This is a genomic window from Muriicola marianensis (assembly GCF_014638095.1).
Lineage (GTDB): Bacteria > Bacteroidota > Bacteroidia > Flavobacteriales > Flavobacteriaceae > Muriicola > Muriicola marianensis.
The window spans coordinates 683,773-695,471 of record NZ_BMFH01000001.1; the positions used below are offsets into that span (position 1 = coordinate 683,773).

At 48.1% G+C, this 11,699-nt stretch carries 13 protein-coding genes and 1 other RNA gene; 7 read left to right on the top strand and 7 right to left on the bottom strand.

Annotated features, from left to right (window positions below; translation table 11 throughout):
• Positions 1-16 precede the first annotated feature (16 nt).
• The gene (locus IEV19_RS03115) at positions 17-727 is read left to right on the top strand and encodes a YebC/PmpR family DNA-binding transcriptional regulator (RefSeq protein WP_188369240.1); all 711 of its coding nucleotides are present in this window, start codon (positions 17-19) and stop codon (positions 725-727) included.
• A gap of 191 nt (positions 728-918) precedes the next feature.
• Positions 919-1,407: a hypothetical protein gene (locus IEV19_RS03120; protein WP_188369241.1), complete on the top strand. Its 489-nt coding sequence runs from the start codon at positions 919-921 to the stop codon at positions 1,405-1,407.
• Between the two features lie 72 nt (positions 1,408-1,479).
• Here the strand turns inward: IEV19_RS03120 and IEV19_RS03125 are convergent, their stop codons facing one another.
• From IEV19_RS03125 to IEV19_RS03150, 6 genes are all read right to left on the bottom strand, one after another.
• Positions 1,480-2,019, bottom strand: a complete 540-nt coding sequence (locus IEV19_RS03125; RefSeq protein WP_188369242.1) for a 1-acyl-sn-glycerol-3-phosphate acyltransferase — start codon at positions 2,017-2,019, stop codon at positions 1,480-1,482.
• 67 nt (positions 2,020-2,086) lie between these two features.
• A complete protein-coding gene (locus IEV19_RS03130) occupies positions 2,087-3,214 on the bottom strand; it encodes an iron-containing alcohol dehydrogenase family protein (RefSeq protein ID WP_188369243.1) in 1,128 nt (375 codons plus the stop codon).
• A 7-nt stretch (positions 3,215-3,221) separates the two neighbouring features.
• Positions 3,222-3,920 (bottom strand): HAD family hydrolase, encoded by a 699-nt coding sequence (locus IEV19_RS03135; RefSeq protein WP_188369244.1) that lies wholly within the window; start codon positions 3,918-3,920, stop codon positions 3,222-3,224.
• The gene (kdsB, locus tag IEV19_RS03140; RefSeq protein ID WP_229732462.1) at positions 3,911-4,639 is read right to left on the bottom strand and encodes a 3-deoxy-manno-octulosonate cytidylyltransferase; all 729 of its coding nucleotides are present in this window, start codon (positions 4,637-4,639) and stop codon (positions 3,911-3,913) included. Before kdsB ends, IEV19_RS03135 begins: the two co-directional genes overlap by 10 nt.
• An 18-nt stretch (positions 4,640-4,657) precedes the next feature.
• Complete coding sequence (locus IEV19_RS03145; RefSeq protein WP_188369245.1) at positions 4,658-5,230, bottom strand: DUF4126 domain-containing protein; 573 nt, start codon at positions 5,228-5,230, stop codon at positions 4,658-4,660.
• A gap of 34 nt (positions 5,231-5,264) precedes the next feature.
• On the bottom strand, positions 5,265-6,698 hold the full coding sequence (locus IEV19_RS03150; protein ID WP_188369246.1) for an ATP-dependent DNA helicase: 1,434 nt from the start codon (positions 6,696-6,698) through the stop codon (positions 5,265-5,267).
• A 103-nt stretch (positions 6,699-6,801) separates the two neighbouring features.
• Here IEV19_RS03150 and IEV19_RS03155 point away from each other — a divergent pair, with 103 nt between their 5' ends.
• From IEV19_RS03155 to IEV19_RS03165, 3 genes are read left to right on the top strand one after another with little or no spacing between them, the layout of a single operon-like run.
• Positions 6,802-7,452 carry a hypothetical protein gene (locus IEV19_RS03155; RefSeq protein ID WP_188369247.1) on the top strand — a complete coding sequence of 217 codons (651 nt, stop codon included), beginning with the start codon at positions 6,802-6,804 and terminating at the stop codon, positions 7,450-7,452.
• Entirely contained in the window at positions 7,430-8,269 is an 840-nt protein-coding gene (locus IEV19_RS03160) for a DUF3822 family protein (RefSeq protein ID WP_262890081.1), read from the top strand. Before IEV19_RS03155 ends, IEV19_RS03160 begins: the two co-directional genes overlap by 23 nt.
• The gene (locus tag IEV19_RS03165) at positions 8,270-8,812 is read left to right on the top strand and encodes an RsmD family RNA methyltransferase (protein ID WP_188369249.1); all 543 of its coding nucleotides are present in this window, start codon (positions 8,270-8,272) and stop codon (positions 8,810-8,812) included.
• Here the strand turns inward: IEV19_RS03165 and rnpB are convergent.
• An RNA gene (gene rnpB / locus IEV19_RS03170) (RNase P RNA component class A) lies at positions 8,809-9,120 on the bottom strand. The genes IEV19_RS03165 and rnpB overlap by 4 nt on opposite strands.
• 122 nt (positions 9,121-9,242) lie before the next feature.
• Between rnpB and IEV19_RS03175 the strand changes: the two genes are divergently transcribed.
• Positions 9,243-11,027 carry a DNA polymerase III subunit gamma/tau gene (locus IEV19_RS03175; protein ID WP_188369250.1) on the top strand — a complete coding sequence of 595 codons (1,785 nt, stop codon included), beginning with the start codon at positions 9,243-9,245 and terminating at the stop codon, positions 11,025-11,027.
• 89 nt (positions 11,028-11,116) lie between these two features.
• Positions 11,117-11,698: a MiaE family protein gene (locus IEV19_RS03180; protein WP_188369251.1), complete on the top strand. Its 582-nt coding sequence runs from the start codon at positions 11,117-11,119 to the stop codon at positions 11,696-11,698.
• Position 11,699 lies beyond the last annotated feature (1 nt).

Consider the following 11,699-nt stretch of genomic DNA (forward strand, 5'->3'; position numbering starts at 1 on the left):
ACTGAGTTTTTATCCTATGGGAAGAGCATTTGAATTCCGAAAAGCACGTAAATTAAAGCGTTGGTCAGCCATGTCGAAGGCCTTTACCCGAATCGGGAAGGATATAGTCATGGCGGTGAAAGAAGGAGGACCTGATCCCGATTCGAATTCCCGTCTTCGTGCTGTGATACAGAATGCGAAGTCTGTGAACATGCCCAAGGACAATATTGAAAGGGCTATCAAAAGAGCTACGGATAAATCACAGGGCGATTACAAGGAAGTCCTTTTTGAAGGCTACGCCCCTCACGGGATCGCCATCCTTATAGAAACAGCCACGGATAACAACACGCGAACCGTAGCGAATATTCGCAGTTATTTCAACAAATGCAACGGCAGCCTGGGAGTCTCCGGATCGGTGGAATTCATGTTCGATCACACCTGTCACTTCCGGATAGATCCCGGGGATTTGGATCCGGAGGAACTGGAACTCGACATGATCGACTTTGGGGCCGAAGAGGTCTTCGAGGACGAGGATGGCATCATGATCTACGCTCCGTTCGAGAGTTTCGGGGCCATACAGAAAGAACTGGAGGCAAGGGAAATAGAGATCCTCTCCTCGGGCTTTGAGCGCATTCCCCAGGTCACCAAGGAACTTACCCCGGAAGAAGCAGAAGACGTGGAAAAACTGCTTGAGAAGATCGAGGAGGACGACGATGTCCAGAACGTCTACCACACCATGAAGGAATAAACCCCTGCATCTTCATTTCGACCTTCATATTCCAAAGATTTTAAAGAATCTGCTGCATATTTATTCTTCCGGCATGACGGATATCATAGGATAGTATTCCGGTAGGGATTAGCTTTGATTTTGTATACCGAACCCATTACCTTCCTGTAGGAAGGAAGTTGAAATTCCTGATTAACCCAAAACCATGGACCATGAAATGGAAAACCCTTTTACTCCGGACCATGGCCGTTTTTGTCATCTTCTTTATCGCCGGATGTGATTCCGGAAATGGGGATGATCCCAAGACTGATTGTGGCCCCAGCTACTGTATCAGTGACCTGGCCGGTACATGGAATGCCACTGAACTGACATTCTCAGCTTGCAGTGGAGAAGGCTTTTTTGACCTCATCGCAGAAGGGGGTTCTGCTTCCCTGGTCATTCAAACGAATGGAAGGTTCACACTCACAGTCACTTTCCCGGATGGGAGCGAAACGTTTACCGGAAGGATGTACTTTGAAGACAGTACCTTTTTTGCCATTCAATTTGATGAAGATCCGCCAGACGATCCAACGTATTTCGGAGACACCCTCTCTGGAAATACCTTTAGGCTGAACGGTGGACCAGAGACTGCAGAATTCGACTTTAACGATGATGGGAATGATGAATGTGCATCTGTTGACCTCACTGTAGTTAAATCTTAAGAGGGGCACAGCTGCCAATGAGAACATACCCCCAACTCTGATGATTATTTCCCTGAGAGTTGGGGGTACTGTTTATTCACCCTCTCGGCGTACTTTTCCCCTTACTCCTTTGTAGAAAGTCATATAATCAGAAATATCTTTATCAGGATCTCCTGTAGGAACTACGGGATCTGAGATCCTGACCTGCTTTTTTCCGTAATCGAAGGCGATCATAACAATGGGAACCCCAGCCCCTAAAGCCATATGGTAAAAGCCTGTTCGCCATTTCAACACCTTCTTGCGGGTTCCTTCAGGAGCCAATGCCAAACGAAACTGCTCTTTTTCCCGGAACAGCCTTATCACCTGGGCGACCGTATCCTGATTGGAATGCTGGTCTACGGGTGCTCCCCCCGTCCATCTGAAAAACCACCCGAAAGGGCCAGAGAAGAGGCTTTTCTTCCCTATATAATTTACCTCCAGATTTAGAATTTTACGAACGAGAAGCCCCAGCGGAAAATCGACCCAACTGGTGTGAGGAACTACAATGATCACGCACTTATCCAGATCAGGTGCCTTGCCCATGAGCTTCCATCCCATGATCCTGAAATATATAAATGAGGCAATTTTGCGCATAAATCTGGCCTTTCCGGGTCAACGTCCCTGTTAAAAATGCAAATTTAGTAAGCATTCTCGGAATTTGTCAGATCTGCTGGAAAATCCTTCTCAGATGTTCCGGACCAACTTTGGAATTCCAGTCTTTCCCCAGGGCATTTTCCCACAGGGGTTTCATACTGAGGGAAACAGAGATCATCGTATCCATCTCAGTTTCAGAAAGCGACTTGCACAGTCCGGTGGGTAAAGATATGCGGTGCTTGTTCATCATGCTGTTGAACATTTCCACTCCTGCCGGGTAGTATTCCTCCAGGTGCCGGAAGACCAGACAATTTCCGATTCCGTGCTTGACTCCCAGAACATAGGAGAGACCATAACTCAATGCATGAGCAACACCTACCTGAGAATAGGCAATACTCATCCCTCCATGCCAGGATGCCATCATGAGCTTATCCCTGGATTCTTCCTCGGTGAGATCTCCCAGAAAGACCTCTTTACAGAGGTCGAAGGCCTTTTCCCCATAGCTCTGGCTGAAGGCGTTTAGATAGGTCCCGTTGAGAGACTCTACACAATGAATAAAACAGTCCATCCCCGTATAGAACCACTGGTCTTTCGGGACGCCTTTGGTGAGATCGGGGTCCAGGATCACCTGGTCAAATGGCGTAAAATCCGAATTGATGCCGAGTTTTCTGTTGGGCCCCAGCAGGACGGCCGTTCGGGATACTTCTGCCCCGGTCCCGCTAATGGTCGGTATTCCGACATGGTAGACTCCGGGCTTTTCGATCAGATCCCACCCCTGGTATTGATGGGCACTCCCCTTGTTGGTGAGCATGAGGGCGACAGCTTTCGACAGGTCGAGCAGGGTACCACCCCCAATCCCGACAATCCCCGATGGAAGCTCCGAGTATTCTTCCCTGATAAGGTCTACCAGAGCGTCGACCTGTTGTGTTTTGGGTTCCTCTTCTGCAGAGACAAAGATGATCTTATCGTTAAACATCAAAGGTACTCGGGCAATCAGATCTCCCCTTTCGAAGACCTCATCGATCAGAAAGATGACGGGCGCTTCCGCATTTCGCCTTTTGGGCAACAGGATATCACCTAACTGGTCAAAACTTCCCTTTCCAAACACCACACGGGGGACCATTGGAAAATTCTTGTAGCCAATCGACTTAGTTCTATTTGTATTGCTCACTGCTATGTTTTTCTTCACGTCCATAAATCGGCTACAGATATTTTAGGAGTTCTTTGATCCCATTGAGGGTAAGGTGATTATTATCATGCGAATCAGGGTCGACTTCCTCATGAGCCCACGTAGTATGGAAGGGAACGTGTACCGCTGTCCCTCCAAGGGCGAGGATCGGTAATACATCAGACTTTAGTGAATTCCCGACCATCAGGAATTCTTCGATATCTATTTCGAGATGATCCAGTAAATTTTTGTAATTCATTTCCTTTTTATCGCTGAGCACCTCCACGTGATGGAAGTATTTCGAGAGCCCGGATCGTTCCAGCTTCCTTTCCTGATCCAGCAGGTCGCCTTTAGTCAAAACGATCAACCTGTACTTTTCTGAAAGCACGCTGAGGACCTCTTCCACGTCATCCAGTAACTCCACCGGGTGGGCGATCATCTTTTTACCCAGATTCAGGATCTTGGATAAGGTTGTCTGGGAAACCTGGTTATTTGAAAGATCGAGGGCCGACTCGATCATGGATAGTGTAAAGCTCTTGATTCCGTATCCATAAAGATCCAGGTTGTTGATCTCTGTCCTGAACAACTCCTGATCGATCTTATTCTTGGTCTCATAGTGTTCCAGGAGGGAGGTAAATTCTTCTTCGGCCTCCCTGAAATAAGTCTCGTTCACCCAAAGGGTGTCATCGGCATCAAAACCGATCACTCTTATCTTTTTTAAGTCTATCTCCATGCCGCCTTCGCTTTTGCCAGGTCCTCCGGGGTATCAATCTCAATACCGGTTACACGGGTTTCGACCATTTTTATCTTTTTGCCGTATTCCAAAAACCTGATGGCCTCTATTTTCTCCGCTGCCTCCAGAGGAAGCATGGGCAGTTGAGCGAAGTCGAGGACGGCCTGTTTTCGGAAAGCATATACTCCCTTGTGTTTGTAGTAGGCAGGTGAAAAATCAACCGCCCTCGGATAGGGAATCACCGACCGTGAAAAATAAAGGGCGAAATTACGCTTATCGACGATCACCTTCACGGTATTGGGGTTCTCTATATCGTCCTTTTCCGTAATCCTGGTCATAAGGGAAGCAAGGTCGATCTCACTGTCTTTGTCCTTCCTGAATACCTCTATGAGCCCGGAAAGGCTCTCCCGGTCCGTAAAAGGTTCATCGCCCTGTACATTGACCACGATGTCTATGTCCATTTCCTGAACGGCCTCAGCGATCCTGTCACTTCCGCATTCGTGTTCCTTAAGGCTCATCATGGCCTTGCCTCCGCAATCGACAATGGTATCATATATCAAAGCGCTGTCGGTGACCACATAGACCTCGTCAAAGAGACGCGTTTTCACAGCTGCCTCATAGGTCCTGACGATCACGGGTTTCCCCCCCAGGTCCTGCATGAGCTTTCCCGGGAAGCGGGAGGCCGCATATCGCGCAGGAATCATGGCTATTATCTTCATAGTCTGCAAAGGAATGGATTATTTTTTACTCAGCCTCGGCCTCAATTTCCTGTAGATCGTAAAGATAAAGATCAGCAGGATAATAACGAGGACAGAGGCTATTACTGGTGCCAGGATGGATACGACCGAAAATAGCAGGGATGTGATCGTTTCTAAAAAAGAAATAACAGGGTTCCCGAATCCCGCCGTTGTCGCAGTTGAGGTGAGTCTTCCTGTAGCCGAGGCGCCCTTGATCGCTGCAGCGGTCCCACCCCCGGCTATGATGGCCAGAGACCAGGTAACCAGGGGATCCAGATCTGCGACTGTGGCAACCATAACGGCTGTCCCCGCAATCGTTGCCAGTGGCAGCGCTATACTGTCCAAAAGGTTATCCACATAGGGTATAAAATATGCGAATATTTCCACAGCGGTAGCCACCCCCAGAGTAACCAGTGCCGGGATGCTGCCAATCCAGTTCCAACTGTCATTAAGCTCCCATAGACCAAAATAGGATGCCAGGCTGAGGGCAAAGAGAGGCAGGAAGACCCGAAACCCCACCGAAGCGGCCAGGCCAACTCCCAAAAAGATACTGATCATGGTCTCTGAGGTCATCTGCGTCCTATCTACCCTCTAAATTAACGTATTATCAGTTGACAAAAAAATCGTCCTTAAATCCTATCAAATAAAGCTTTTCCCGGGCTCTGGTCACCGCAGTGTACAGCCATCGGAAATACTCCCTGTCGGGTCCGGAAGGCAAATAGGGCTGTTCCACAAAGACCGTATGCCACTGACCTCCCTGTGATTTATGACAGGTGATGGCGTAGGAAAATTTTACCTGGAGCGCATTAAAGAAGGGATTGTTCTTCACGGCGAGGAATTTCTTGTATTTTGAGGTCTCCTGAGCGTAGTCCTTGAGCACCTCCTGATACAGCCTGTTGCCGTCCTCATATGAGAGAGAAGGGGTTTCTGCCGTCAGGGTATCGAGCAGCAAAACGGTCTCAAAAGGCTTTTGTTCCGGGTAATCAGACATCCTGACCTTAACCTCGGCGAACCGGAAACCGTACAACTCCTTAAAGGCAAAGATCTCGAGTACCTCAATGATATCCCCGTTCGCTATAAAACCAGCGGCCGACTTAGGGTTCAGCCAGAAGTAGTTATTCTTGACCACCATGAGGTAGTCCCCGGGTGAGAGATCGTGTTCCAGAAAAAGGATACGCTTTCTGATGTTCTCATTGTAAAGATTGGCCCTTTTATTCGACCGGACAATAAGGGCTGTCTCCTCCTTTCCCTGGGAGGCATAGGCATCTTCAATGGCATCCTGAATGGCATACCCATCCACCAGCCGAATGATATCGGTAAAGGATTGCAGCTTGAACCGAAAATTGTCAAAGATGGAAGCGTCCAGATCCTCCCTCAAACGTGTGGCGTTGTCCAAAATACCGGAATCCTGTACCTGCCGCACCACTTCATCGAGTTCAATGGCAGTGACCTCCTTTGAGTAACGCGACTTAAGCTGATGCTCGTCCAGGGCCGGACTCAGAGTGAGCTTTACCGGAGGTAGCTGGGCCGTGTCTCCGATAAGAATGAGTTTGCACTGGTGTCCGGAGTACACATACTGGATCAGGTCGTCCAGGAGGGAGCCATTTTCAAAAAGTTTGCTGTCTGCCGGGGTATCCGGGATCATGGAGGCTTCATCCACTATAAAGACCGTATTGCGATGCTTGTTGGGAGCGAGTACAAATTGTACTCCCCCACCCTTCTGCTTTTTGGGAAAATAGATCTTCCTGTGGATCGTATAAGCCTGGGTCTTGGCGTAACCGGCCATCACCTTGGCCGCCCTTCCCGTCGGCGCCATCAATACAGCCTTGAGTTTGGTGTTCCAGAGATTGGTGACGAGATCTCCTACTATAGTGGTCTTTCCCGTACCTGCAAAACCTTTGAGGAGGAATAAGGTATCAGGGCTGCGATCCAGTAAAAATTCAGACAGGAGTTGCAGGGTAATATCCTGTTTGGCGGTGGGATTGTGCGGAAATTTTTCCCTGAGTAAAGCGTAAAATGAGGCCGGGGTGGTGGTCGCCATAGAAGCTCAAAGATAAAGAGGATTTTCTACCTCAAACCCTTTTGCGATTAAAAAAAAATTGTAGTTTTGTTGGAACCGCTAAATCTAACTAACAAAAGTTCTGATGAAAACCATAATACAGATAGTACTTTGGATAGCATGTATATTTTTAGGTTACCTGATCTATAAATCTGTTACCGGACCTATAGAGTTTAAGAAAGTCAAGGAGCAACGTTTCGCAAGGGTCATTTCGGTCATGAAAGACATCAGGAACTCTCAGGAAGCTTACAAAACGGTAAATGGAAAATTCGCCAATGATTTCCAGAGCCTCATCGCCTTCGTCGATACCGGGAAATACACCATCACTCAGCAGCGGGATTCCTCCTATATGGAATTTGACAGGAATTACGGGATCGACCTTCTCAAAGAGATCACCATTATCGATACCCTCGGATTTGTTTCCGTAAAAGATTCCCTCTTCAAAGGGGATAACCGCTACAAAACTATGATGAATGTTCCCTTTGGTCAAAAAGGGGAGACCTTCGAAATGAAGGCAGAAATCATAGAGAAAAGCGGATACAAGGCACCCGTATTTGAAGTCAAGGTGAAAAAAGACATCATTCTCTACGATCAGCCAAAAGACCTGCTTGCCAGGGAAAATTCCCAGGTGAGTGTTGAAGAGGTCAACGGATCTGAGATCAAGGTTGGCTCACTCACTGAGGTAAGTACCAATGGAAACTGGCCCCCTATTTATGACAAAAAAGGAGACCAATAATAACTCTCGGGAAGACTTAATTCTAGAAGATTATTACCACTTGTCCATTCAGGTTAGCCTGAATGGACTTTCTTTTTGCATTCTGGATTCCATAGGTAAAAAGATCGTGAGGACCGGTTCACAGCGGTACAGCTCACGGCTTAATCCCTTTGAGGCAGAAAAGGAACTTAAATCCTTCATTAAAGCCGAAGGCATTACAGATTACGCCTTTTCTGAGGTGGTCGTCGTCCACAGGAATGATCTTTTCAGCCTGGTCCCAAAGGTTCTCTTTGATCCCGGGGAATTGCCAAACTACCTCAAGTACAATGCAAAGATCCTGGCCAATGATCTTCTCGAATACGATGAGATCCCTTCTTTTGACCTGATGAACGTGTACGTACCCTTTGTCAACATCAATAATACCATCTACGATTTTTTCGGGGATTTTGAGTTCAAGCACCACGGTACGGTGTTGATTGAGTCCCTCCTCGGCAGTGCTGCGGGAAGCAACGAAGCGGTTTGCTACGCCTATGTGACCCCGGAAGAATTAGACCTTATCGTCCTTCAGCAAAAGAAACTGGTATTCTACAACAACTTCACCTATAACACGCCCGAGGGCTTCCTGTATTACATCCTGTTCACGATGGAGCAGTTGGAACTCGACACTGAGGAAGCTAAGCTAAGGGTATTTGGTTCCATAGAAGAAGGGGATGAGCTGTTTGATCTGTGTCAGGAATATATACAAAATGTATCCCTCTACCTCCCGGATCTTCCCGCTGAGCTCTCCGGAGAAGGAATTGAATTTCAGCACAACTACCTGGAAATAAACGCATTGTAAATGAGGATCATCTCCGGGACCCACAGAGGGAGGAAGATAACACCCCCCAGGAACCTTCCTGTGAGGCCTACTACAGACAGGGCCAAAGAGGCCTTATTCAATATCCTGGGTAACAGATTCTATTTCGAGGAGATCAAAGTCCTCGATCTCTTTGCCGGTACCGGGAACATCAGTTTTGAATTCGCCTCAAGGGGCAGCCGGGATATTATCAGTGTAGATCAGCATGCAGGGTGCGTGAAGTTCATCCAGGAGAAGTCGGCAGAATGGGGCTTACCCATCAGGGCGGTAAGAATGGATGTCTTCAAATACCTGCAGACCGCCACAGGAAAATTTGATCTCATCCTCGCCGATCCTCCGTACAATTTTTCTGAAGCAGAACTGAAGGAAATTCACGATCTCATCTATGACCGTGAGCTGCTAGAGCCGGACGGTACCCTGATCATCGAACATTCAAAAAAAACGGATCTTTCGAGCCTAAATCACCTGGCGGAAGTGAGGAAATACGGGAATAGCTGGTTTAGCTTTTTTACGGAAGAAAAATAAAAAGCAGATCATAAGCCGGATTCTGTTCCCTTGAGGGGCCCTTATCATTTATCTGGATGTACAGTTGCCCGCACATTCTATCCGCCTACCCTTCAGCTCGGACGTGCCGCCCTCAGACGCTGATATACATGGCGTTTCACCGCATAGAGTTTACCTGATTTCACTACAGCCTTACCTGTACTTGCTTTCTGTTGCACTTGTCCTTTCCCATTTTCACAGGAAGACGGGCGTTACCCGCTATGCTGCACTCCGGTGTCCGGACTTTCCTCCCCCCGTATAGAACGGGGAGCGATAAGGTGATCTGCTCTTTGCAAAGATACGCCAATTGTTGATAAAAATTCGTGAAACCCGATCAAAAGGAAGGTCGTTACCAATCCCTATCTTTATATTTGTGAGACAGGTTGGCCCTTAGGGTAATCGATTTCGCTTCATGGAACCATTCATTGTTTCTGCCCGCAAATACAGACCCCAGTCCTTTAAGGATGTGGTGGGGCAGGAAGCCATTACCAATACCCTTACCAATGCTATAGAGAACAATCACCTGGCGCAGGCGCTGCTTTTTTGCGGACCGAGGGGGGTAGGTAAAACCACCTGCGCGAGGATCCTGGCGAAGCAGATCAACCGAGACGGGACGGAACAGGAAGATGAGGACTTTGCCTTCAATATATTCGAGCTGGATGCCGCCTCCAACAATTCGGTGGATGATATCAGAAACCTGATAGACCAGGTGCGAATTCCGCCCCAGGTTGGCAAATACAAGGTCTATATCATCGATGAGGTTCACATGCTGTCCCAGTCGGCCTTCAACGCCTTTTTGAAAACATTGGAAGAGCCTCCCAGGCACGCCATCTTTATCCTGGCCACAACGGAAAAGCACAAGATCATACCCACCATCCTGTCCAGATGCCAGATCTTTGATTTTAAGCGTATTACGGTTGGAGATGCGGCAAATTACCTCAAGTATATCGCTGAACAACAAGGGGTGGAAGCTGAGGAAGATGCCCTCCATATCATCGCCCAGAAGGCAGACGGCGCCCTGAGGGATGCCCTTTCTATATTCGACAGGGTAGTGAGCTTCTCAGGGAAGGAACTGACCCGGAAGGCGGTAACCGAAAACCTCAATGTGCTGGACTATGACACCTATTTTGAGGTGACGGATCTGATCCTGGAGAACGACATCCCGAATTTACTGCTGACGTTCAACAAGATCCTGGCACAGGGTTTTGAAGGGCATCATTTTGTCATAGGCCTCGCCTCTCATTTCAGGGACCTCATGGTATGCAGGCACAAGGATACGGTGACCCTTCTAGAGGTCGGGGATAATGCCAAACGCCTGTATCTGGAACAGTCAAAGAAAACTCCTCAGGATTTTCTGCTAAAAGCCCTGGAGATCACCAATGAGACAGATCTGCAATACAAGAGCAGCAAGAACAGCAGGCTCTTAGTGGAACTAACTCTGATGAAGCTGGCCTCCCTCACCTTTAAAGGTGAAAAAAAAAATCCTGACACCCACGATAGGCTCATCCCTCTAGGCAGGCTTATCCCGGCTTCTTACTACCGCAAAGCCAAGACCCGGAACGGAAAGGAATCATCACCTGAACAGGCCGAACCGGAACAATCGAGGAAAGAAGAGACCCTTCAACCGGCCCATATCGAAGCAAAATCAGAGGAGGAAATCCAGGAAGTAAGTCTTTCTGATCAAAGCCATGCGGCGGTTGCGGAGGCAGGTCCGAAAATCAGCATTAAAAAACCGGCCAAAAGGGTTTCCGGCCTGTCTCTCTCGAGCATACAGGCCAAGAAAAAACACGAGCTGAACAGGATTGAGGTGACCTATGACGAGGATGATCTACCCAGGGAAGCGGTGACCCAGGAAGATCTCAGAAAACACTGGAACCTGTACATCGAAAAGATTGATGGGGAAGGCAAAAAGATCCTGGCTAGTAACCTCAACGCAGACCTCCCGGTGTTAAAGGATCTCACCATCCACATTGAGCTGCCGAACGACACCATGAAAAAAGAGGTGGAGAGAGAACAATTCTCCCTCATGAATTATCTTAAATCGGCCCTCAACAACCACTACCTGGAATTGTCCATCAGCGTGAATGAAGAGACGGTCAGGAAGTACGCGTTTACTCCGGAGGAGAAATACCAAAAACTCAGGGAAAAAAACCCGGCTATTGACCTGCTTAGAAAGACCTTCGATCTCGACCTCTGAACACGCCTTTCCATTAGTATACCGTTCGCAGAAAGGAACACACCCGCAGATTTTTTTTATTTTTGATCAGCCTGTAAAATCATCGCGTTATGCTCGGACTTAAATTGCCTACCGATCCCAGGTGGGTTAACATCGTGGAAATGAATATTGATGAGATCCTGACCGACCACGCTTACTGTGAACAAAAGGCGGCCAGTACAGCTATTTCCCTCATTGTTAACTTTCCGGAATACCCTGAGCTGGTCAATGAAATGATCGCCCTCTCCAGAGAGGAGATGGGGCATTTCAAAATGGTTCACGAAAGGATTCTCGCCCGGGGTAAAACCCTTGGACGGTACCGAAAGGATGAATACGTGATCGCGTTACAAAAATTCTTTCCCAAGGGCGGATCCAGGACGGAGCAGCTGGTTCACCGACTGCTCTACGCAGCCCTTATAGAAGCCAGGAGCTGTGAGCGCTTCAGATTACTGTCAGAGCAATTGAAGGACAGGGACCTTGCCGAATTCTATCGTTCCCTGATGGTAAGTGAGGCAGGCCATTACACCCTCTTCCTGAAATTCGCCAGGCAATACGGTCAGAGGGAGACCGTGGATGCCAAATGGAAAGCCCTGCTTGAATATGAGGCAACCATAGTCCGGGACCTCGGAAAAAAAGAAACCATCCACGGCTAAA